This is a genomic window from Nostoc sp. (genome assembly GCF_036917935.1).
GTDB lineage: Bacteria > Cyanobacteriota > Cyanobacteriia > Cyanobacteriales > Nostocaceae > Nostoc.
Genome location: NZ_JBALEL010000060.1, coordinates 65,166 through 89,655, shown reverse-complemented (window position 1 = coordinate 89,655; position 24,490 = coordinate 65,166). Strand labels below are relative to the sequence as shown.

16 protein-coding genes are annotated in these 24,490 nt (G+C 43.7%); 10 read left to right on the top strand and 6 right to left on the bottom strand.

Features of this window, described 5'->3' with window-relative positions:
• Positions 1 to 529: 529 nt before the first annotated feature.
• Complete coding sequence (locus V7K62_RS25520; RefSeq protein ID WP_334869021.1) at positions 530 to 1,855, bottom strand: RNA-guided endonuclease InsQ/TnpB family protein; 1,326 nt, start codon at positions 1,853 to 1,855, stop codon at positions 530 to 532.
• Between the two features lie 270 nt (positions 1,856 to 2,125).
• Here V7K62_RS25520 and V7K62_RS25515 point away from each other — a divergent pair, with 270 nt between their 5' ends.
• The 4 genes from V7K62_RS25515 (at position 2,126) to V7K62_RS25500 (ending at position 12,089) form a co-directional block, all read left to right on the top strand.
• Positions 2,126 to 2,671 (top strand): helix-turn-helix transcriptional regulator, encoded by a 546-nt coding sequence (locus V7K62_RS25515; protein ID WP_334869019.1) that lies wholly within the window; start codon positions 2,126 to 2,128, stop codon positions 2,669 to 2,671.
• Between the two features lie 32 nt (positions 2,672 to 2,703).
• Positions 2,704 to 6,135 carry an efflux RND transporter permease subunit gene (locus tag V7K62_RS25510; RefSeq protein WP_334869017.1) on the top strand — a complete coding sequence of 1,144 codons (3,432 nt, stop codon included), beginning with the start codon at positions 2,704 to 2,706 and terminating at the stop codon, positions 6,133 to 6,135.
• A 515-nt stretch (positions 6,136 to 6,650) separates the two neighbouring features.
• The gene (locus tag V7K62_RS25505; protein WP_334869015.1) at positions 6,651 to 8,009 is read left to right on the top strand and encodes an efflux RND transporter periplasmic adaptor subunit; all 1,359 of its coding nucleotides are present in this window, start codon (positions 6,651 to 6,653) and stop codon (positions 8,007 to 8,009) included.
• Between the two features lie 552 nt (positions 8,010 to 8,561).
• Positions 8,562 to 12,089: an NB-ARC domain-containing protein gene (locus V7K62_RS25500; RefSeq protein WP_334869013.1), complete on the top strand. Its 3,528-nt coding sequence runs from the start codon at positions 8,562 to 8,564 to the stop codon at positions 12,087 to 12,089.
• Between the two features lie 63 nt (positions 12,090 to 12,152).
• Here the strand turns inward: V7K62_RS25500 and V7K62_RS25495 are convergent, their stop codons facing one another.
• From V7K62_RS25495 to V7K62_RS25485, 3 genes are all read right to left on the bottom strand, one after another.
• Complete coding sequence (locus V7K62_RS25495; protein WP_334869011.1) at positions 12,153 to 12,356, bottom strand: hypothetical protein; 204 nt, start codon at positions 12,354 to 12,356, stop codon at positions 12,153 to 12,155.
• Positions 12,357 to 12,366: 10 nt separating this feature from the next.
• On the bottom strand, positions 12,367 to 12,930 hold the full coding sequence (def, locus tag V7K62_RS25490; protein WP_334869009.1) for a peptide deformylase: 564 nt from the start codon (positions 12,928 to 12,930) through the stop codon (positions 12,367 to 12,369).
• 115 nt (positions 12,931 to 13,045) lie between these two features.
• The gene (locus tag V7K62_RS25485) at positions 13,046 to 13,225 is read right to left on the bottom strand and encodes a hypothetical protein (RefSeq protein WP_334869007.1); all 180 of its coding nucleotides are present in this window, start codon (positions 13,223 to 13,225) and stop codon (positions 13,046 to 13,048) included.
• Between the two features lie 393 nt (positions 13,226 to 13,618).
• On the opposite strand from V7K62_RS25485, the gene V7K62_RS25480 reads away from it, so the two are divergent.
• The 6 genes from V7K62_RS25480 (at position 13,619) to V7K62_RS25455 (ending at position 22,296) form a co-directional block, all read left to right on the top strand.
• Positions 13,619 to 14,521, top strand: a complete 903-nt coding sequence (locus tag V7K62_RS25480) for a cell division protein FtsX (RefSeq protein WP_334869005.1) — start codon at positions 13,619 to 13,621, stop codon at positions 14,519 to 14,521.
• A 61-nt stretch (positions 14,522 to 14,582) separates the two neighbouring features.
• Positions 14,583 to 15,464, top strand: a complete 882-nt coding sequence (locus tag V7K62_RS25475) for a DUF3598 family protein (RefSeq protein WP_334869003.1) — start codon at positions 14,583 to 14,585, stop codon at positions 15,462 to 15,464.
• 717 nt (positions 15,465 to 16,181) lie between these two features.
• The gene (locus V7K62_RS25470) at positions 16,182 to 17,693 is read left to right on the top strand and encodes a BamA/TamA family outer membrane protein (protein WP_334869001.1); all 1,512 of its coding nucleotides are present in this window, start codon (positions 16,182 to 16,184) and stop codon (positions 17,691 to 17,693) included.
• A gap of 191 nt (positions 17,694 to 17,884) precedes the next feature.
• Positions 17,885 to 18,097 (top strand): hypothetical protein, encoded by a 213-nt coding sequence (locus V7K62_RS25465; RefSeq protein ID WP_334869000.1) that lies wholly within the window; start codon positions 17,885 to 17,887, stop codon positions 18,095 to 18,097.
• A gap of 397 nt (positions 18,098 to 18,494) precedes the next feature.
• Entirely contained in the window at positions 18,495 to 21,395 is a 2,901-nt protein-coding gene (locus V7K62_RS25460; RefSeq protein WP_334868998.1) for a two-partner secretion domain-containing protein, read from the top strand.
• 259 nt (positions 21,396 to 21,654) lie between these two features.
• The gene (locus V7K62_RS25455) at positions 21,655 to 22,296 is read left to right on the top strand and encodes a DUF938 domain-containing protein (RefSeq protein ID WP_334868996.1); all 642 of its coding nucleotides are present in this window, start codon (positions 21,655 to 21,657) and stop codon (positions 22,294 to 22,296) included.
• A gap of 177 nt (positions 22,297 to 22,473) precedes the next feature.
• On the opposite strand, the gene tmk is transcribed toward V7K62_RS25455, so the two are convergent.
• Together tmk and V7K62_RS25445 are read right to left on the bottom strand one after the other, a co-directional pair.
• Complete coding sequence (gene tmk, locus V7K62_RS25450; RefSeq protein ID WP_334868993.1) at positions 22,474 to 23,109, bottom strand: dTMP kinase; 636 nt, start codon at positions 23,107 to 23,109, stop codon at positions 22,474 to 22,476.
• A 110-nt stretch (positions 23,110 to 23,219) separates the two neighbouring features.
• Complete coding sequence (locus V7K62_RS25445; RefSeq protein ID WP_334868991.1) at positions 23,220 to 24,488, bottom strand: lactate racemase domain-containing protein; 1,269 nt, start codon at positions 24,486 to 24,488, stop codon at positions 23,220 to 23,222.
• Positions 24,489 to 24,490 lie beyond the last annotated feature (2 nt).

Below are 24,490 nucleotides of genomic sequence, written 5' to 3'. Positions count from 1 at the left end.
CTGACCACACTAAGGAAACAGCGAATCTCCACAGTTTTGCTCCCACCAAGCCAAGGTAGACAACAGTCCTACTCCTGAGTGGAGTGGGAATACCAACGAAGGTGGTTTTGATATTTGCGGCTCATGAAAAATTAAGCTCTTTGATGAATTACCAGGGCAATCTGGCGATCAAAAATTAGGTGTTCAATGCGCGTAATAGGACAGAACGCGCACTACGCGCATTGAACCCTCGAAATTCCTCCAGGCAATTTGTATACTTGCCTTTTTCAGAATTTGCAATTCCAGTCTTTGCCTTTATGCCTTACTCACTAAGTTTCTTTACTTCACCCGTAACCTTACTAAGTCACCGTGGTTTCTACTGTTAAACTCACTATAAAGTAACTAAGTGACTTAGGTCAAGGTAAACTGTAGAGAAAATTATTTCAATTAAGAAAATACTCAACTACCTATTGTGAGGTGGGCGTCTCACTCGCCTGTAACTAGCCCACAGGTAACTTATGCGGCATCACAGAGAATTCTGACAAGTCAATTACCCACCACCAACGGGAGTACACGTATGGTGGGGGCTTGTGTCTACGCTCCACCGCAATCCTGAAAACATGAGCATGATATCAGCTTTGGTTTCATCACGCGACACATCAGGGGATACTGACAAGCTCCCCGTACCCGTCCAGTCTTGCCGAACGAGCAACGTTCTCATTGCAATATTTCGCGCTCCAACCAAGTCAGCGTGTAATTCATTGCCACAACATTCACAGCGAAACATCAGACCTTTGTTCGGTCGATTAGCCTTCGATGTATGCCCACATTTTGGGCAACTCTGCGAAGTATAATGTGCTGGAACAATAGTTGCTAAACTGCCAATCAAATTGGATTTATAGTCAATATAACTGTGCAGTTCAGCAAACGACCATTTAGTTTTGTTTCGATTAGCTCTACGCTGTTTCTTGCTTGCTTTAATGCCCGTCTTAGATTTAGTTCTATCTCGGATTCCGGTCAAGTTTTCTAATCCAATCAAGCTATTGGGCTTGGCAATTTCTTTACTGATTTGGTGGTTCACATCAGCGATAAACCGTCTCTCCCTTCCCGATAAAGCGATTAATCGTCGCTTTGCAGAACGGGTGTCTTTACGCTGTAGAGTTTTTCGAGCCTTCTGGTATTGGTTCGCTTTATGCCTTGATGCCTTACCAGAATAGAAAGCAGACTTATTCTTTAGATCCGTTTCTACCGCTAAATATCTCATGCCTACATCAATCCCAGAGACTCTGGTGATAGTAGTTGGTGAGATATCTGGTAGTTCAATTTCAAGACTCACCATCAAATAGTAAGTCTTGGAAGAACGCTGGTAAACTATCTTCGCCGCTCCAATAATAGGACAGGTTTTAATTAGGTCTAGATGTTTATTCCAGCCCTCGTAAGGAACAACTATTCGACCATTTAGCGTTCCAATACTAACGCATTGGTCAGCTTTAAATGAATAGTCTCGCTGATAATTCAAGGTAACAGTTCGAGATGAGTATTTAGGAGCTTCATCAAGCCCTTTGAAACGCTTTTTAGTATGCCCTTTCTTTATCGCTTCATTGTTCTGTTTAAGTAATGCCCGCAATGACTTAAACGTTGCTGATACCTGTCTTGGCACGTTACACGCCATCTGTGCGCCTAACTTAAAGTCAGAGCGGAGACTGTTGTAGACGAGTTTTTGCAACGTAGCACCATTGCTAGATTTGCCGTTATCGAAAGCGATTGCTGAAGCATAGTTCAAAGCATCACGATAAGCCAATGTAGTATCACGCACTGCTGATTTTTGTTCTGCGGTGAGATTTAACTTTAATTTTGCCGTGATAACTTGATTCATGTTTTCAACAAACTCTATGAGTATCATAGCTGTTGAAGACAATAAGATCAAGAAAATTGTTCACAGACTCATCCACCCGCCTACTTGCACCAGAGCTACGAAGAGTCAGATTGCAGACAGGTGGAATCGTCTGCTCACGCGCATTCCTCCCCCACTAAAGCGAGTACGCCTATAGTGGGGGAATCCTGCTGATCTAGTTGAACCTTAAGTACTTGGCTAAAAAGGCTGAATTTGATATTGTTGATTGACATATCAAATTGATATATCAAAATGCTGAAGCTAGCAGTATTAGGTCTATTACAGCGAGAGCCATTAAATGGTTATCGGCTCAAACAGCAACTAGAAATGTTTATGAGTTGCTGTATTTGTGTCAACTATGGCGCGATTTATCCTCTGCTGAAGCGCATGGAAGAACAAGGTGAAGCGATCCTATGTGCAGAACAAGTAGAAGAAGGTGGACAGTGTGGAAAGGTATATGAGATTACACCACTCGGTAAAACCACTTGGTATCAAGAGATGCTGGCATTTCCTCATGAAAGCTGGGTGAATATGCGATCGCGATTCTTAATCAAATTTTTTTTCTTTAGTCATTTATTACCCGAAGAACGAGTGCAGTTAATTGAACATCGATTGATGTTATGCCAGTTACGCCTTACAGAGAAAAAAGCACTGGAAGTTACTGATGATTTATATCAAGCGAAAGTGCAAAGGCGTGCAGTTGAAGTGATCAAATCAGAAATTGAGTGGCTAGTTGAGCAACTCCAAACAGAACAACTGCAATTAGCTCAAACGCCAACCTCAGTAAAACAGCTTTAACCCAAAAAACTTTTGAAGTGTCCTAACTAACTATGTGGATCGTCAAAATTGCTTTACGTCTTCCGTATACATTCGCGATCGCCGCTTTGATGATTGTGATCCTGGGTGTAGTCACGATATTTGGTACACCAGTTGACATTTTTCCCGCAATTAACATTCCGGTTGTCAGCGTAGTTTGGACTTACAGTGGTACCACATCTGAGGAAATGGCACAGCGAATCGTCACCATTAGCGAACGCGCTATGACCACAACTGTTGGTGACATCGAACACATTGAGTCTCAATCTTTAAGTGGTGTTAGCGTCGTCAAGGTTTTTTTCCAACCTAACGCTAATATTGCCTCAGCAGTCGCTCAAATTACCTCTGTCAGCCAAACAATTCTCCGCCCTTTGCCACCTGGGATTACACCGCCATTCATCATTCAATACAACGCTTCTTCCGTGCCGATTATCCAGATGAGTGTCAGTAGCAAAACCTTACCAGAACAAGCACTCTTCGACTATGCTACCAACTTCGTCCGCACCCAATTAGCAACAGTGCAAGGAGCGAGTGTACCTTTGCCTTATGGTGGTAAACCTCGGCAAATTATGGTTGATATCGATCCCCAAGCGATGTTAGCTAATGGCATTTCTGCCCAAGATGTGACTAATGCTGTCAGTGCCCAAAACCTGGTTTTGCCCGCAGGTGATATGAAAATAGGCGATCGCGACTTCGCCGTCCAAATCAACAATAGTCCAGACGTGGTAGCAGCCCTCAATGACTTGCCAATTAAGCAAGTTAATGGTACTATCATTTCCATTCGTGATGTCGCGCAGGTAAGAGATGGCTTTGGTGTGCAATCGAACATTGTACGTCAGAATGGCAGACGATCGAGCTTACTTAGTATCCTAAAGAGTGGCAATGCCTCAACGATTGATGTGATCGATCGAGTCAAAAAAACTTTGCCTCGCATCCAATCCACCTTGCCCCCAGAATTGAATTTAGCGTTTTTGTTCGATCAATCTATATTTGTGAAAGCTTCTATTCAAGGCGTTCTCAAAGAAGGATTGATTGCAGCTTGTCTCACCGCGCTGATGATTTTGATTTTCCTGGGAAGTTGGCGCAGCACCGTAATTGTAGCCGTATCGATTCCTCTCTCGATGCTAGTTTCAATTATTGTAATGAGTCGTTTGGGACAAACTTTCAACATCATGACCTTAGGTGGTTTATCCTTAGCTGTTGGGATTCTGGTAGATGATGCCACAGTAGAAATTGAAAATATCCACCGAAATCTCGGTCAAGGTAAACCCATCAAGCGAGCAATCTTAGATGGGGCGCAGCAAATTGCCACTCCCGCACTTGTAGCAACATTATGTATTTGTATTGTCTTTGTGCCGGTCGTGTTTCTCAGTGGAGTGGCAAAGTACCTATTTGTCCCCCTAGCGATGGCGGTAGTATTTGGAATGCTTGCTTCTTATGTGCTATCTCGGACTGTAGTACCGACAATGGCAAGCTATCTTTTACCACACGAAGCGGACTGGCATAGAGAAAGCGAGGATCATAATGGTCATAGCGACAACCATCATATAGATGATTCGCCAGTCCAAAATAATAATGGTCGCGACAATCACCACAGCCATTCTTCACTAGTCGAAATCCATGATAATCGCGATCGCCATCATCTAGATTCGCCAGTCCAAAACAATAATGGTAGCGATAACCACCACCAAACAGAAGAGGCAACAACGACAACTGCCGAACCTGTGAAAAAAGATTGGATATGGCGGCTACACGAAAAGTTTAACCGACAATTTGAGAAATTTCGCAGTTGGTACTACAACGTCCTGAACTCAGCATTAAATCACCGGAGCATAGTTTTTGTGCTATTTGGTGCTTTTATCGTCAGTGCCGGAGTTTTGTTGCCGTTCGTCGGTCAAGACTTTTTCCCTGAAGTCGATGGTGGTCAGTTTAGCCTCCATGTTCGAGCCTTACCTGGTACTCGTTTGGAAGAGACAGAAAGAATTGTCAGCCAAGTTGAAGGCGTTATCCGCCAGACTGTACCGAAAGAGAATCTCGCTCTGATTCTGGATAACATCGGCTTACCCACCAGTGGCATCAACCTTACTTATGGCTACAACGGCGCGACAATTGGACAGGCTGATGCTGATATTCTTGTGTCTCTAAAAGAATCTGGTGCAACTTTTTCTTACATAAAGGAACTCCGCCAGAAATTGAAAGCGACATTTCCCAGCTACACCTTCTTTTTTGAGCCGGCTGATATTGTGACTCAAATTCTCAATTTCGGTTTACCTGCTGCTGTTGACGTGCAAATATCTGGCCCTCTGAAAAACTCAAAGGGCAACTTTGAAATTGCCCAACAAATCGCCGCCCAGATGACGCGCATTCCTGGCGCTGTAGATGTACATCTCCAGCAAGTTGTCGATGCTCCAAAATTACTTCTTGATGTAGATCGTACCGAGGCTCAACAACTGGGTATGACCCAGCGTGATGTTGCCAATAGCGTCCTCACTTCCTTAAGTTCAAGCGGTCAAGCTGCAATCAACCAATGGCTCGATCCCAAAAAAGGCGTGAGTTACACCCTGGCTGTACAAGTTCCTCAGTACAAAATTGACTCTATTGACAGCCTGAAAAATACGCCAGTTGGCAACGGTCAAACTGCACCGCAACTTTTAGGTAATTTGGCTACTGTCAAACGCGACACAGTGATGCAAGTTGTGAATCACTACAACATTCAGCCAGTTTTCGATATCTACGCTAACTCCTCTGGTCGCGACCTTGGGGGAGTTGCCGGCGATGTAAATCGAATCATCGCTGATTATCAGAAAAAATTGCCCAAGGGAAGTCAGATTAATGTCCGCGGGCAAGTGCAAACGATGAACTCTTCATTTTTGGGACTTGGTTTAGGACTTGTGTTTGCAATTGTGTTAGTTTACTGCTTAATGGTGGTGAACTTCCAATCTTGGCTCGATCCCCTGATTATTATGATGGCGCTGCCAAGTGCCTTAGCGGGAATCATTTGGATGCTGTTTGTCACCCGCACTACTCTGAGCGTCCCTTCGTTAATGGGTGCAATTATGAGTATCGGTGTGGCGACATCAAACAGTATTTTAATGATTACTTTTGCTAACGAGCAACGTGTAGAAGGGGAAAATGCCTATAAAGCAGCTCTAGCGGCAGGCTATACAAGGTTGCGTCCGGTGTTGATGACTGCCTTAGCCATGCTGATTGGTATGGTGCCAATGTCTCTGGGTCTTGGTGAAGGTGGTGAACAGAATGCACCCTTGGGTCGCGCTGTAATCGGTGGCTTGTCAGCTGCAACAGTCGCGACTCTCATCTTTGTACCTGTTGTATACAGCATTATGCGGCGTCAACCACCTCGTCCTATTGATGAAGATGATGACGATGTGAATTTCTCAGATCCAAAGACAGCCTACTCGTTGTCATCATCTCAAGGCAAGTCATAGAAATATTTTAGGAGTTACGGTGTACACATAAATCTTTTAAAGTTACTACGTAACGTAGGGTAGATTAATTTTTGCAGGTCGATGCAACAAAGGTGCAAGTCAATGCAATTAAGGTGCAGGTCAATGCAATTAAGGTGCAAGTCGATGCAATTAAGATGCAAGTCAACAACTTGTGTGTACACCGTAGGGGAAAGGTTTTTTTCTGAGCCGTTTTCCCCTTTACTCCTTACCCCTTACCCGAATGGCACGCTTGTAAAGCCTAAAGGCATGTGTCGCCTCGTTCCCAGCCTCTAGGCTGGGAATGTATTCTCATAGGCTCTGCCTCCCGTCAAGCTACTGGAGGCGGAGCCTCCTAGAATCGGTTAAGAGCCTCCAGGCTGGGAACCAGTCAGGGCAAGGGCTATATCTTTTCTTAGTGCCATTACCCCTTATCCCACTTCTGCAAGAAGTCTAATAAGGTAATGACTCTAGCTGCTAAATTTCTGCTTTCTTAGATAATACAGGACAGTTTACCTATGGATTCTCAGCATCGTCCATCTCCTGATTCTGAACAACAAACGACTTCTAGAAAACACAGGCGCGGCATCGGTGGAATTGGTTGGGCTGTAATTGGTACTGTTTTTTTTGGTAGCTTACTGGCGATAGGTATTCTACCCCGGTTAAGCCAAAAGTCAGAATTACAAGCAGCAGTCAAGGAGGCAAGCACAGTACCCTCTGTCAACGTAATCGCTCCCCGTCGCGCTACTGGTGCTACGAAAGTGGAACTACCTGGCAGTGTGGTAGCCCTGAACCAAACGACCATCTACGCTCGCAGTACTGGCTATTTACGGCGGTGGTACGCAGATATTGGCGATCGCGTCCGAGCCGGTCAGTTGTTGGCAGAGATTGATTCACCAGACACCGATCAGCAAGTTCTGCAAGCGAAGGCAGAGTTAGTGCAAGCACAAGCCAATGTGTCTCAAACTCGTGCTAATTTAGCTAAAAGTGTTTCTGATTTGAAGCAAGCCCGCGCTAATCTCTTAATAGCACGTCAGAGTTGGCAGCGCTGGCAAGTTCTTGTCAAGCAAGGTGCAGTACCTCAACAAGATGCAGATACAAAATATGCCACATATCAAGCTAATCTTGCCAGCGTTGAGGCAGCACAAAACACTATTAATTCTGACTCTGCCAATATCAAAGCAGCACAAGCTAACGCCTACGCAAGTCAAGCAAACTTCCAGCGTAATACCGTATTGCAGTCTTATAAGAAAGTCACTGCTCCTTTTGCCGGAGTGATTACTGCACGTAACGTCAATACAGGTGTTTTAATTTCAGCAGGTAATGGCAACACCAGTACCAGCAACACTAATACTAGCAATAGCAGCCTTTATACTATTGCCGCTTATGACAATCTAAAGGTAAATGTGAGTGTTCCACAGAGTTTATCACAGTCACTTCAAACTGGACAAACAGCACAAATTACAGTTAGAGAGTTACCCGAACGAGTGTTTACGGGTAAAGTAGTGCGTACTAGCAACGCTATAGATCCAACTACTCGGACTTTACTGACACAATTAGAAGTACACAATTCAGACGCGACGCTGCGGCCTGGGATGTATGCCAATGTCAAATTTGCCATTAACCGCACTAATCCTCCCTTTGTTGTGCCAGATAGTGCCTTAGTCGTTAATGGCGGAGGTACGCAGGTAGCAACTGTAACCAAAGACCACACAGTGCATTATCAAAAAGTTGCCGTTGGGCGAGATTATGGTATTGAAGTAGAAATTACATCCGGTTTGACAGGAAATGAATCGCTCATTGCCACTCCTACGGTTGATGAGACAGAGGGTTTGCGCGTGCAGCCAGTTGCAGAAACTAAGCAGACAAGTCCCTAACACCCCAACTCCTCCCCAAAGCATCGGGGCTACGGTGTACACACAAGTCGAAAAAAGCTCGATTCTCATTGTTTTCTCGTTCCTGGGCTGCTGCATGGGAATGGCTGATTAGGGGCTGCTGCCTCCAGTTAGACATTGAGTCTCTGACTCAATGAATGCATTCCCAGGCTCCGCCTGGGAATGAGTCAGCCTGGGAATGAGTCAAGCCTGGGAACGAGGCAGCCTGGGAACGAGTCAAGCTAAATCACGCAAGGTTTTTAGGACTTGTGTGTACACCGTAGTTGGTAAGGGGAGGGGAGCGTTTGCTTTACTCAAATGCGGGGTGGGGTTCTTTATTTTTGATTTATGCAAGAGGTCTAATCTATCTAAGTGAGGTACAATAAACTCATCGGCGCGATCGCTCACCCCGTCAGATAAAGAACGACAAAGCCCAAGAAAGCATTCCCAGAGCAACAAATGTCTACCCCAAAATATTCAGGGGATACCGGATTGGCAGTAATGTTATCTCACATAGTGAGATAACATTGGTCTGTAATGAGTATGAGTGTGAGTATGAGTGTCATTCCCGAAAACGTTCTTTTGGTTTTAGCCGAAAAACGGTGCTTGTCTAACAGCGAGATCGAGGTGTTTTTATATGCTGTTGAGGGACAATCGCCAAATGCGATCGCTAAAGAATTGGCAATCAGTGCCGAGGCAGTACGCAAAAGATTAAGCGAAGTTTACAAAAAATTTAATGTTATTGGTAGCGGCCCAGGTAAGCTCACTAAGTTACAACAAGTTATAGAATCTGAGTATCAAGCATCTTCAGGAAATGAGAAATCCATTACCCAAAACCGCCAAGATTGGGGTGAAGCCCCTGGTGTCTGCTTTTTTCGGGGACGCATAACAGAATTGTCTCAGCTAACGCAGTGGCTAATTGAGGATAATTGCCGACTAGTGGCAATATTGGGGATGGGCGGAATTGGCAAAACTGCTTTATCGGTGAAACTGGCAAAAGAAGTTCAGGAGAATTTTGAGTATTTGATTTGGCGAAGTCTCCGTAATGCGCCACCCGTTGCAGAGATGTTGGCGAACCTGATCAGATTTTTATCTGATGATAGGGAAACAGATTTGCCAGAAACCGTAGATAGTAGAGTAACACTGCTGATTAATTATTTACGAGAGCATCATTGTCTTGTGGTATTTGATAATACAGAGACAATTTTACAAGAAGGCGATCGCGCTGGACAATATAAACCAGAATATGAAGATTATGGTCAACTACTTAGTCGGGTAGGGGAAGAACCACATCAAAGCTGTTTGGTGCTGACATCTCGCGAAAAACCAAAAGAATTTGCTCCTTTAGAGGGAGAAGCATCACCAGTCAGAACATTATCATTAGTTGGCTTAGAAAAAACAGAAGGGCAAGAAATTCTCCAAGATAAAGGGTTATTTGGCTCACAACAGGAATGGGCCAAACTAGTTGAGAAGTATTCCGGCAATCCTTTGGCATTAAAGCTAGTTTCTGAGCCAATTCGGGAGTTATTTGATGGTGATATTGCTGCTTTTTTGGCTGAAGGAGAGATAATTTTTGGCGACACCCGGAATTTACTAGACCAGCAATTTGAGCGGTTGTCAGAGATCGAAAAAGAAATAATTTATTGGCTAGCAATCAAGCGGGAGTTAGTTTCTCTAGACGAATTGCTAAATGATCTTGTGCGTCCTTTGTCCAAAAGGGAAGTACTGGAGGCGCTAGAATCTCTACGGAGGCGATCGCTAATTGAACAAAGAACAGCACTTTTCACCCTCCAGTCTGTGGTCATGGAATACATGACTGACCAACTGATTGAACAGGTTTGTCACGAAATTACCACTCGTAATATTAGACGATTTATGAGCCATGCTTTAATGGAAGCTACGGCCAAAGATTATATTAGAAACACTCAGATTACCCTGATTATTAAACCAATTATAGATCGGTTATCAACTATTTTTAGATATGCTAAAAATATTGAACATCATCTATATCAAATTTTATTGTCCCTGCGGCAGATTCCCCAAAGAGCAGGATATGCAGGTGGAAATCTCTTAAATATTCTTTGTCAACTACAAACTGATTTTAGCGGTTATGATTTTTCTAATCTGACTATTTGGCAAGCATATTTACAAAGTGTGAATCTGCATCGGGTAAATTTTGCCAATGCTGATTTAGCTAAGTCCGTTTTTGCAGAAACATTAGTTAGTATTTCGTCAGTCGCATTTAGCCCGAATGGAAAACTTTTGGCTACGGGTGATGCTGATGGCAAGACTTACTTGTGGCAAGTTGAAGATGGAAAACTACTGTTTAGTTGTATTGGACATAGCAGTTGGGTAAAATCAGTTGCCTTCAGTCCCGACGGTCAAACTTTAGCTAGTGGCAGTGATGACCAAACAGTGAAGTTATGGGAGGTTAAGGACGGTAATTGTCTCAAAACCTTGCACGGGCATAACAATTGGGTCAGGTCAGTTGCCTTTAGTCCCGATGGTCAAACTTTGGCTAGTGGCAGTGAAGACCAAACAGTGAAGTTATGGAATGTCCACACCGGAAAATGTCTGATAACTTTGCAGGGGAATACTAATCGAATTATGTCAGTTGCCTTCAGTCCCGATGGTCAAACTTTAGCTAGTTGCAGTGAAAAGCAAACAGTAAAGTTATGGGATGTCCGCAATGGTGAGTGCCTGAAAATCTTGCAGGGGCATAATAGTTGGGTAAGGTCAGTTGCTTTTAGTCCCGATGGTGAAATTTTAGCTAGTGGCAGTGATGACCAGACGGTGAAGTTATGGGATGTCCATGATGGTAAGTGCCTGAAAACCTTGCAGGGACATACCAATCGGGTCTGGTCGGTTGCCTTTAGTCCTGATGGTCAAACTTTAGCTAGCGGCGGTGATGACCCAACAGTGAAGTTATGGGATCTTTGTGATGGTAAATGTCTGAAAACCTTTCAGGGGCATACCAATCGGGTAAGGTCAGTTGCTTTTAGTCCTGATGGTGAAATTTTAGCTAGTGGTAGTGAAAACCAAACAGTGAAGTTATGGAATGTCCAGGATGGTAAGTCGTTGACAACCTTGCAAGGGCATAGCAATCGGGTAAGGTCAGTTGCCTTCAGTCGCGATGGTCAAATTTTAGCTAGCGGCAGTGAAAAGCAAACAGTGAAATTATGGGATGTCCGTAACGATAAGTTTCTCAAAATTTTGCAAGGGCATAACAGTTGGGTACGGTCAATTGCTTTCAGTCCTGATGGTGAAATTTTAGCTAGCGGCAGCGAAAAGCAAACAATTAAATTATGGGATGTTCACACCGGGCAATGTCTCAAAAGGTTGCAGGAACATACCAATCGAATCAGGTCAGTGGCTTTTAGTCCTGATGGTGAAATTTTAGCTAGCGGCAGTGACGACCAAACGGTGAAATTATGGGATGTCCACACCGGAAAATGTCTCCAAACTTTGAAAGGGCATACCAGTTGGGTAAGATCGGTTGCCTTTAGTCCCGATGGTGAAACTTTAGCTAGTGGCAGTGAAAACCAAAGAGTCAGGTTATGGGATATTTATACAGGAGAATGCATCCAAGTTTTAGAGGGACATAGCAATCGGATCAGGTCGGTTACTTTCAGCCCAGATGGTCAGACTTTAGCTAGTGGCAGTGATGACCAAACGGTGAAGTTATGGGATGTTGACATGGGCAAGTGCTTGACAACTTTGCAAGAACATACTAATCGAGTCTGGTCAGTTGCCTTTAGTCCCGATGGACAGACTTTAGCTAGTGCCAGTGAAGACCAAACGATAAAATTATGGGATGTCTATAATGGCAAGTGCCTGAAAACTTTGCAGGGGGCTAATTGGGTAAAGTCAGTTGCCTTTAGTCCCGATGGGCAAACCCTGATTAGTGGTAGCCAAGATGAGACAATTAAGCTTTGGGATGTATTGACGGGTGATTGCCTAAGAACACTGCGATCGCCACGTCCCTATGAAAAAATGAATATCACCGGGGTTACAGGGTTAACCGCAGCGCAGTTAGTGACGCTAAAAGCTTTAGGGGCAGTGGAAGATGGAGAGCAAAAATAAAAGGTAAAAGAATGAATTTTGCCTTTTTCCTTCATCCTTTTACCTTTTTTATGTACCTGATGCTTATTTCATGTTAGCCCTTGCGTCCTTAACTGCGGCAAAGAAAAATAACCCTGTGAGTGGAATGCTCAATACCAGGATAATTGCCGTGGCTGTGACACCAAAATCTGGGTGTCCGTAACTGAGTTCAAAAATCGAACCGACGGCGGCGATCGCACTTACACAAGAACCACCCAGAAATAAACCGCTTTTTGGAGTTAAATACACTACTAGCCCCCTATGCTATTGGTTTCACCGCTTGATACGAGAAGCCATTTTTAGATAGCTCCTGGGCTAAAGTCAAGGAATTTTCTACACGATCTACAAATACCACGCCATTAAGGTGATCCATCTCGTGCTGAATGCAGCGTCCCAGAAGGTCATTCGCCTTTAATGTCCGGGGACGACCGTACTCGTCTTTATAGGCAATTTCCACGACTTCGGGGCGCTTCACGTCTAGGAATACATTGGGAATACTCAAGCATCCTTCTTGGGCAACAGAGATGTCGCGGCTGACTTGTTTAATGATGGGGTTAATCAACACCAAGGGCTGATTCGCTGCGTTCTCTGGTTCCAGGTCGATGACAATTAATTGTTTGTGAATTCCTACTTGGGGCGCAGCCAAACCAATGCCATCTTTGCTGTACATAGTTTGCAGCATTTCGCGCACTATTTGGCGAAGTTCGTCATCTACTTTAGAAATCCGCTTTGCAGCTTGACGCAGCACGCGATCGCCTAAATAATGAAGCTCCAAAGGTGGATTTTTTAACTTTTTTTTCTCTACAGCAATTTCAGAGGGCATGAGTCTCGATGGCTAGATGGTGAAAATTCCTACTATTCTTATTCTATCAAGCTCCTCACGTCGCTTGGCTTTGAATTCCAAATTCCAAATTCAAAATTTATTTTTCGGTAACAAATCAGTTGCGATCGCAACTGATGATGTTTTTGGCACTTGACTCATTCAAAATCTGACTTTTCACGTCATCTGCAAAAGCTAACGCGAAACCTAACCCCCAGCCCCGAATGGCACGCTTGTAAAGCCTAAAGGCATGTGTGTCGCCTCGTTCCCAGCCTCTAGGCTGGGAATGTATTCTCATAGGCTCTGCCTCCCGTCAAGCTACTGGAGGCGGCAGCCCTCCCAGAATCGGTTCCCAGCCTAGAGGCTGGGAACCAGTCAACCAGTCAGGGCAAGGGCTATATCTTTTTTTAGTGCCATTACCCCCAGCCCCCTTGTCTAATAGGGAAGGGGGAGAATTCAAAGCCTCTCTCCTGCAAGGCTACGGTGTACACACAAGTCGAATTACCCCCCTTAATCCCTCCTTAGAAAGGGGGGAAAAGTCAGATTCAAAATTTCTACTATCGAGTATAAATGGTGGTGTTATCTCACCTATCTGAGCCAGTGCGTTGCGAACTTTTCTAAAGTTGTTGCAACTGGCATCGCGCAGAGCTAATTGCATTCTTGCATTTTGAATTACTTATTGGGGTGATTTATGTTTAAATCTCTCACGAAACTTGACTATTTGCTCAAAGAAACTTTCCTCGGTTTATTGCGCGGAGGTTGGATGAATTGGGCAGCTATCAGTACTGTGACGGTGTTACTGTTTTTATTCGGCTTGAGTTTGCAAACCTCTTGGCAAGTCGAAAAACTTCTCTATCAGTTTGGTAGCCAGCTAGAAGTATCAGTTTATCTCGAACCAGATACGCGGATCGAAAGTATTGAGCCACTAATCGCAAAAATGCCAGAGGTGGCGGGGATAAAAACCATTACCAAAGAAGAAGCTTGGACTAAGTTAGTTAAGGAAATGAGAATTTCTGACATTGAAGGTGCTACCCAGCAGCTAGGTGAGAATCCTCTGGTTGATGAGATGAAGGTGAAAGCCCGTAATTCTCAAGTTGTGCCAACCTTAGCAACGCAGTTGGCTAAATTACGAGGAGTTGAGACGGTGCAGTATGTCGATGAAGTAGTCAAACGCATTGCCCAGTTGCACCAAGGTCTGAACTGGATTACTTTAACAATTACAATTATTCTGACTTTAAGTGCGATCGCTGTTACTACCACCACAATTAGGCTGATTGTCATGGCGCGACGCCAGGAAATTGAAATTATGCAACTAGTGGGAGCGACTTCTGCTTGGATTTACCTCCCCTTTATTTTACAAGGAATTGTTTTTGGTTTGGTCGGTGGTGCGATCGCTTGGAGTTTCATTTCTGTGATTCAACAGTTTCTCGGTAAGTTGCTAGTCAATCAACCTGAGTTTATCCAAGTCATCACCAACAGAGTCCAACTCACTCCAACAGAAATTTTATTATTGCCCCTGATTCTTTTGAGTTTCGGTGCAGCTGTAGGATTAATGGGGAGCTTATTTGCTGTCCGACGTTTTGCTAAAGGTTAGGTTGGGGATTGAGATTGGGATTGGGATTGGGGATGGGTAAAGGACAAAGGGAGAAATCGTTATGAAATCGCAATGGGAATGTTTTTTGCAGAATCTCGGTGTTTGGGAAGGTTCATTTAGCAATTTTTCTCCTCAAGGGACACTTCTGAAAGATACTCCAACCCGTCTTTCTCTAGAACATTTGAACAATAACCAGACAGTGCGCCTAACTTTGAGCCGTTCGGGACAAGATGTGATCAGAGAATTTAGTTCTGTGGGAGGGGGTCTGCTGTTTTTTGAAAATGGTTCATTTTCTGAAGGTTTAATTCAGCTAGGGCCATTTTCCGAATTTGGTGGAGAACTCGCTTTTGTTCATAAAAATCAGCGCTTGCGTCTAGTGCAACTGTTTGATAATACCGGTCAGCTAAAGGAACTCATCTTAATTCGAGAACATCTAGCAGAAACCTCAGTAGCAGAACGTCCACCTTTGCAGATAAATGATTTGTTGGGAGAATGGCAAGGCCAAGCAGTGACAATATATCCAGATTTGCGATCGCGCAGCGTCTCGGAAGGAGATTCGCCTGATACTTACTCTACAACCTTGAAATTACAAATTGATAATGCTGGGCGATTAATTCAAACTACCTCTTTTGGCGATGTCTCACGACAAGCCGCTTCTCTGCCAGAGGCTTCGCCAATGCGTCTACGCACAATAACTTCAACTGCTACTATCAAAGGCCCCATCGTTCTCTTTGACCAAGACCCTCAAAAACAGGTGCAAGTATTACTATTACCAGATGGCGCTTCTGCAACATCACCTGTCAAGGTGCAGTTACGTCAACCATTTTTTCTGGAAGTGGGTTGGTTAATCCAGCCAAACCTGCGCCAGCGGATGATTCGCAGCTACAACGAGAAAGGCGAATGGGTTAGTCTAACCTTAGTGACTGAAGAAAGAAAGCTTTGATATTATATTCGCTTGATTAGCGCTTTTCTCTGACTCTCACGAGTCGGGGTAGGAACGAAACTCAACACCAAGAATCCTTGATTTGGTTGAGTTTCACTTTCTTCAACCCAACCGACAATATTTTATTTTTTCAGAGTAATATAGCGGTTTGCTGTTGAGTCCAATACAGACCTAACCCTCAGCCCCAACCTTTGTACCTTGGGGAGTAAAATTCAAAGCTTCTCTCCTCAAAAGAGAGAGGTTTGGAGTGATACCGTTTTACTTTAATCAATGATACAAATACGTTGGTAGGGGCACAGCAATGCTCATTGGTGTCAACTTAACGTGAAAACCAGTCTAGACACAGCTTTTAAAGATTGCCTCGTTCCCAGTCTCTGACTGGGAATGCCTATAGGAGGCTCCGCCTCTTGAATTGCGGCAGAGCCGCAATGAGGTGCATTTCCAGCCTCTGGGCTGGAAACGAGGTTTTTAAAGGGGTTTGGGCTTAAGTTGACACTAATGAGCAATGCTGTGCCCTTACAAGAAATCTTTATGTATCAGGGTTTGTGTGAAATGGTATGAAGTCAAAACTGTACTGCACTCAAGGGAAAACCGCGATAGGTGAATTTTTGCAAGCCGATGTCATAAAGGTACAAAAAGCGATATTTTCGAGATCGGTCTGTCGTAATGGGACAATTTAACTGTTCCCAAAATGTGGGTAATGACAAAGCTGTATTTATGCGTATTCAAATAGTTGTAGTTGCGATCGCAGTAATCTTAATAGGTGGAGAAAATCTAGAAGCCATTGCAAACTCGCAATCTTCTACTCAAGATGGCGCTGGTAGTATTGTGGCAACAGAACCTACATTACAGATACAGGAAGGGTATGCCAAATATGGTGATTATATAGGATTAACTCCAGTAGATACTCAGTCTATCGAATTTTCCCAGAGAATTGTCAAAGACATCCAGATTCGTTTTGTGAATGATAAAGATCAGTTACTCGATGACAAAGGTCAGCCGATCAAAGGACGTACTCGCAAAGATTTTATCATTGGTCTGCTGAAACTCAAACCTGGTCAGGTATTCCGTGAAGATTTACTAGAAGCAGACTTGCAACGATTGAGGAGATTAGAGTCATTTAATGAAGTCAATGTTTATCGCCAAGAAGATACCAAGAGCGTTAATCTGATCTATGAAATTAAAGAGCGTAGTTTCCCTTCTCTAATTTTAGGAGGCGGTGATAACGACGATGTTGGGCTATACGGTCGGGTGGGTTATAAAGATGCAAATATCAGCGGTCTTAACGATAAATTAGATACAACTTTGCAAATCAGCGGTAAAGATGTCCAATTTAATGGTCAGTTCATTAGTCGTTATCGTCCTGAAGAACCAAACCGCTTAGGCTACAGGATCAGAGGTTTTCGTAGTCGAAATATATCGGGAACCTTCAACGAAGATATCAGATTGTCTAACGGTGACACAGTGCGCGAGGGAAGGTTTGGCGGTTCTGTGGGAGTTTTAAAATCTTTTGATGAGTGGGATGCAGCTATAAGTTTCAATTATACCAGGATTAGCCTACGCGATCGCGAATATAACGTTGCACAGGTCGATAGATTCGGGAGTCCTTTATCTGTGAGCGGTACTGGCATTGATGACTTATTTACAGTATTATTTGCTGTATCCAGAGATCAACGCGATCGCCGAGACAATCCGACTCAAGGATCAATCCTCACCTTCAGCACAGAACAAGCGATTCCTATTGGACTGGGCAATATTTCCAGCAACCGCCTACAGGGAAATTATATTCAATATTTACCAGTCAGTTGGATAGGTAATGGTAGACCAACCGATAATCCAGAAATGCTAGCGATTAATTTCCAAATTGGCACCACTATTGGAGACTTTCCACCAGCTGATGCTTTTAATATTGGTGGGCTAGATTCTGTCAGGGGTTACGGTTATGGAAAAGTTGCCAGTGGTCGGAGTTATGGTTTAGCTTCTGTGGAATATCGTTTCCCAATTTTTCAGTCAATCGGAGGAGTTCTTTTTACTGACCTCGCCTCAGATTTCGGGTCTAGCGAAACCGTGCTAGGAGAACCAGGAGTGCTGCGAAACAAACCTGGAAGTGGCTTTGGTTACGGCTTAGGATTGCGAGTGAAGTCATCTTTTGGGCTGATTCGAGGCGACTTAGGAATTAGTGACCAAGGAGAAGTTAGATTTGAAGTTACTACAGGTCAGCGATTTTAATAGCATAACTAGCTTGCAAGTTGCCGATAAAGGGTTTTCACACATCCCAATTATTGATATCAGCGCCTTGGTTTCTAGAAAAGGCAATAATTCAGTAGAAGAATATAAAGTTCTGTTACACAAAGCGTAATTTTCACAAACCAACCTGAATTACTAATTGACAGTAGCTTTTTTAACTTAGGGGAAAAGTCATGAATCGAAATATTGCTCTAAATCTTGCTAAGACAAAAAAATCTTCTCTACAACAAGAGATAACAGAACCTAATGATAGTGGAACAAATGATACTACCTTTATTGAGTCAGAAAATGACTTGATGCAAGAAGGCGGAGCAGTATTAATTGCTGACGGAACGATAGATCCTCCACCTCCTCGACCAGAGTTTATGCCTGAAGTAATTGTGTAGTTTTGGGCATTGCTTTTACCGATTATCAAGACGCAACTATTACTTACTTTCCACGTCAAGGCAAACGCATCTTAAGTATAAGAATTCTTTAATAGCAAGGATTTGGGCGTTTTATCATGTCGGCTATTTTTTCATCAATATCCTTGCCCAAAGAGTTTCATAAATCCCATGCGTTTGCCCTCCTTTCCACATCCTCAAGATTTCATGTTCCGGTTGACTGGTAATTTTGGTTCTACCACTTCTTCTATGGTGGAGCCACTAAGCTTATGATCAAATAATGCACATCTAAATCATGAAAGCCTTTCCCTATAAGCTTTTAAAGCTGTCAAGCAACAAGTTTATAGTATTAGGTTCCATAAAAGAGCCAATAGAGCCGTAATTTTTTCGTAATTTGTTTATGAAACAGCGCTTTTATATGTTGTGGGGTGCTTGCAGTATCTCCCTGTGTTTAGTAACTGCGACCAGTACCGTCCAGGCTCAATCTATCCAGATAGATGGAACTACCCCAACCACACTAGACACATGTACTGGAACTTGCAATATTGGGGGTGGGCTTCAACGTGGGAGCAATCTTTTTCACAGTTTTTCTCAGTTTAATGTAGATGCAGGAGCAACAGTTCTATTCGTTGATCCGGGAGTCAGGAACATTCTGACTCGGGTAACAGGGAATCGACCTTCCAATATTTTTGGGACATTAGGCGTATCAGGAGGTAACGCCAACCTGTTTTTGATAAATCCTAATGGGATTATCTTTGGAGAGAAGGCCAAGTTGCAAGTTGGCGGGTCATTTGTAGGGACTACAGCTAATGCTATTCAATTTGGGAATCAGGGCTTTTTTAGGGCTTCTGCTTCTGAGGTTCCATTATTGACAGTCAATCCTTCAGCCTTGTTTTATCAAAGTGCTAACGGAGCAATTCCCAACAATTCAATCGCACCAGCAGGAGTAGATATATCATCAAAGGTATTTGGTTTAAGAGTTCCTGATGGACAGAGTTTGCTCCTGGTTGGTGGGGAGGTAAACTTAAACGGAGGAATATTAAACGCTTTTGGCGGTCGAGTGGAATTGGGAGGATTGGCTGAACCAGGAGTAATAGGGTTAGATATTGATAACAACAATTTCCGCTTAAGTTTTCCTGAAAATACCGCATTAGCAAATGTATTTCTGACCGATGGAGCTAAAGTTGATGTCACTGCTAATGGTGGCGGTAGTATCACGGTCAATGCAGGAGATATAGGCGTTTCAGGAAACACAACTAGGCTTTTTAGCGGGATAAATCCAGGGGAAATTGGCGGTCAATCTGGAGATATTACGCTCAATGCCACAGGAGAAGTGAAAGTTACAGACGGGAGTAGAATCCTCAACAGAGTGCGACCTGAAGCACAGGGCAATAGTGGCAACATCAATATTAAGGCTGGATCGCTCTTTTTAAGCAACGCTGGTCAAGTGCAAGCCGCGACTTTTGGTAAAGGAGATGCTGGGAACGTAAACATTGATGTTAGTAATGGCGCTGTTACAGTTGTTGGAAAGGATTCTGAGGGAAACAATTCTCGTATAGATAGCAGTGTGGGAGAAGAAGGAATAGGTAACGGTGGCTACGTCAAAATCACGGCGAGGGAACTTTCTATAAAGGATGGGGGTTTTGTGAATACCGGAACCGCTGGACAGGGAAATGCCGGAAACATATTATTAGAGGTTTCGGATCTTGTCTCTCTCGAATCATTGACAAAGAGTGGAATTTTTAGCAATGTGTCAGCCGGAGGAGTCGGTAATGGTGGTGAAATTAACATCACTACTCGAGCGCTCTCCTTAAGTGTTGGATCTCAAATAGGTGCTTCCGTTATCAATAAAACGGCACAAAACCAAAACCTTGGAGGGCAGAGCAAGGGGGGAAATATCACAGTCAATGCATCTGATTCTGTGACGATTTCAGGCAGTAGTCCTGAAACAGGTTTTTCTAGTGGCTTATTTACAGCTACCGAGACATATGCCGAAGGTCTAGCAGGCAATATTACCGTTAATACGCCGCATTTTCGGATAACAGATGGTGGTATTGTGAATAGTCAAACTCTCAATCAGAGTAATGCAGGTAGCATTACTATTAACGCGACGACCTTTGAAGCCATTAATGGTGGACAAGTTATCACTACTGCTAGCGATTCTGGAAATGCAGGCAATATTACCGTTAATGCTACTGACAGCATTACACTTTCTGGAAGTGACTCCACCTTCACTGAACGAAAGAATAACGCCGACATTAATTTTCCGGGAGAGAAGAGAGTTCAAAATGAAGGAGCTAGCAGTGGGCTGTTTGCTAGTACCAGACCCATCTCTACAGGTTCAGGAGGGGACATTGCGATCGCAACTCAACAATTGATTGTCCAAGATGCAGCTCAAGTAAGCGTTAGTAGCAAGGGAACAGGAGATGCAGGCAATCTTGATATAAATGCACATAGCATCAGTTTGGACAACCAAGGAAAACTCACATCTGAAACCGTATCAGGTAAAGGTGGAGATATTACGCTACAGGTGCGGGACTTATTACTTATGCGCCGTAAGAGTCAAATATCCACTAATGCCGCGAGTGATGGAGATGGCGGAAAGATCACCATCAATGCACCTAATGGCTTCATTGTCGCCCCTCCCTTCGGAAATAGCGATATCACCGCCAATGCCAACTTTGGCTCTGGTGGTAAAATTCAAATTACTACTAAAAACATCTTTGGATTTACGTCGCCCACAGGTGCAGACGTAGAAAGGCTTGATCCAACAGGCGAAAAAAACCCAAATAAGCTGCTAACAAATGACATCACAGCGTTTTCTCGGCAGAACCCTTCATTAGATGGCACAGTACAAATCAACTCACCAGATGCTGACCCCAGTAAAGGATTAGTGGAATTGCCTGTAAATCTGGTTGATGCTTCGCAGCAAATTGTTGCTGATTGTAATTCTGGTCGAAAAATAGGAAGGAGTTCGTTTATTACTACTGGGCGTGGAGGAGTAGTAGCCGATCCCACGGAGCCATTGATAGCTGATGATGCGGTGCTTGTAGATTGGATAGCACTCTCTCCAGAGAGTAAGAATCGTGCTGAGGGGATTCAGAAAAGAGCGGTTGTTCACAAGCCGCGAAACATAGAAGAAAAATTACAGAAGGTTAATTCTGTCAATGAACCTACTCAAATTGTGGAAGCCCAAGGTTGGGTAATCGATGCCAATGGGAACTTGGTTTTGGTTGCTCAAGTCCCCACTGCAACCCCCCATAACTCCTCACTTACCCCTACATATTGCGCTGTCAGGTAATCTATTTTACACTGGATGGACTTGTGCCAAGAAGCTAGCGATCGCCATTGCGTCTAAGAGGTTGTTTGAAAAGTGGTTGGCTGTGATTTTAGGCACTTATCGATCCCCCCTAACCCCCCTTAAAAAAGGGGGGAATAAAAGTCTTAAAGTCCCCCAATTTATCGGGGGATTTAGGGGGATCTCCAAGGGTTAGATGTATACAAAAAAACTTTTCAGACATCCTCTAAGATGTACCTTCTATGATTAGGAAACGATATAGATGACACCACAAGACGCACGACAATACGCCCCAGCAACCGAGCGTAACCGCGAACCAATTCTAGAAGTACTTTTAGAAGTGTTGCCAAAGAGCGGCACTATTTTAGAGATAGCAAGTGGTACTGGTGAACACGCAGTCTTTTTTGCATCCAAGCTCAGGGATTGTCTGTGGCTACCAACAGATGTAAATCCGCAATTAAGAGCCAGCATTATTTCATGGACTGAACACAATGTATGTGATAACGTTTATGCACCGCTTGAGCTAGATGTAAGAGAACCAGTTTGGCAAGTAGAGAATGGTGCATTTGATGGGCCGAATACGGAGCCAATTGTCGCTATCGTCAACATCAATATGATTCACATTTCACCTTGGTCAGCCTGTCTGGGGTTAATGGCAGGGGCAGGTCGTATCCTAAAAGCAGGAGGTATCCTTTATTTGTATGGCCCCTTCAAACAAGGTTACGAACATACAGCAGCGAGTAATGCAGCTTTTGACCAATATTTACGCGCCGAAAACTCGGAGTGGGGTGTGCGTAACTTGGATGATGTTGTAGCAGTAGCTAGCGCACAAAATCTTAACTTGAAACAGATTTACCAAATGCCAGCTAATAATCTTTCAGTAGTGTTTCAACGTTCAGTCTAGCAATTTTGGGGAGTGAGGAGTGATTTTCTTTGATTTTGGCAAATAAGGCATCGACACACCTCAACGGAATTATGCGGTTTTCAAGGTTCGGGCGAGGTGTGTGGATGAGCATCAACGCATTTGACAAAATAGTATAGCATATTACCTATGATTGTCAAGTATTAGGTTTATTTTCGCCTATTTTGCCAAGCGCAGGTGTACGCGCAAAATTCCTTGAATTATCTGTTGTACAGCTTCTTTACTCAAGCTGCCATCTACCCGAACAATTCGTGAGGGATGCGATGCTGCTAAATGTACGTATCCTTGCTGAACGCGGCGATGAAAAGCGATTGTCTCTTGTTCAATGCGGTCTAGTCCTACTTTGCCTAAGAGTTTGCGGGACAGTCCGACTTCGACATCGACATCTAACCAAATAGTTAGGTCACTTTCTAAACCACCAGTAGCAATATTGTTCAGCTGATTGATTAAACTCATGTTAAGACCGCGACCATATCCTTGGTAGGCAATGGTAGAGTCAGTGTAGCGATCGCATAAAATATATTTCCCGGCGGCGAGATTTGGTTTAAGTTCTTGTTCAACGTGTTGCGATCGGTCAGCAGCATACAACAATAGTTCTGTCACTTCTGCAACTGGTTTATCTTCTGCCTTTTCTAGTAACAAGCGGCGAAGATGTAAACCTAACTCTGTTCCCCCTGGTTCACGAGTTACCACTACAGAAACACCTAGACTTTGCAACCACTCAGAACAAAGCTGCATTTGGCTGGTTTTGCCACACCCTTCCACCCCTTCAAATACAATTAATTTGCCACCCATGCTTTTTTGTTCGCTGACGTTTGATCAACAATAGCGCGAAGTTTAAAATCTTAACCTGCAATTGCGTAGGCGTAGCCCATCGTAGATATCGCTGTCTATGATTTATTTAACTAAAAATTGCTGTAACGTAGACGGTATAGTATCTCGCCAGCCTTGGGCACAAGCAAGATGCCTTCATCTTCTCGGTTAGCCCATTCAGTGGGTTGAATAGTCGCCGGATCGCGATAGTTTAAATTATGAGCAGCACAGCGTTCAGCAGAAATGCCAGTAGCTAAAGTCACGCGAATCCGCGCTTGTTCCCCTTTTATCGGATCAAAAGTACCCATCCCTTTTAAGTGAGTACTATGGGCCAGCACTCCAGCAGGATACTCTTGAAATTTATGCCACTGTTTGAGGAAGTAATCTCGCACATGATAGCCAATTTCGGACAGAATTTCGCCGTGTGTATAGCTAAACTCGGTAATGTGAGGTGCATATATAATTACTTCGCCTCCGTCGGCCACTACTGGCTCTAGCTTGTACATGCCTTTAGCTGCTGTCCAAATGTCATCATACATTTGGGGCATTACTGAAAGCACTTGTTTAAAAGGCTGATCTACATATTTAATATGCAGTTTAGCTGATAATTTTGCAGCGTCTTCCCAGGCTGACTCTGGTTTATCTATATAGAGTCCAGCTAGCTGATTTGTTTTCGGTGCAACCACCATCGCCAGACAAAGCTTTGGGGTAGAAATCAGACTAGCGGCTCGGTTAATCAAACGCCGAACTGGTGTTATTCCCAGTGTACCAATAATTTCGTAACAGGTGATTAAAGCACCTAACCAGTGGGAGAGATTAATTACTTCTTGACCACTAATACCAGGAAAAAAATATTTATTTCCACCAGAGAAACCGACAACTTCGTGCGGAAAAACTGGGCCGCAAATCACGATTAAATCATAAGCTGTTACAAGCTTATTAACACGCACATCAACTGACTGATGTAGCATTCCGCCGCTAATTTCTGCTATTTCATCTGCCGAAATTACCCCACAAGAAATAAAGGTATCTGGCTCATTCCAAAGATGGTTAAAGATGCGAACTTTTTTAAAAGTTGTCTCTCGTTCCTCTGGTGTTACTCCTACCAAGTGATTGATTTGTTCTTCACTCATGGGATTATGTGTACCCAGAGCAATTAAAAAATCCAGAGCCGCAACCCTTTTACTCAACTCTTGATGCAGCAATCGAAACATTTGCGGGATGGGAGCAGTGCGGGTACTATCTGGAATTAACACCAAGATGCGCTGTCCATCAAACTTAGGGTCTGCTAAAGCTTGATGAACTAACCCGGAAACTTGCTCATCGGAAAGTGTCCCGTGATTGACAGCCAGTGAATACATGA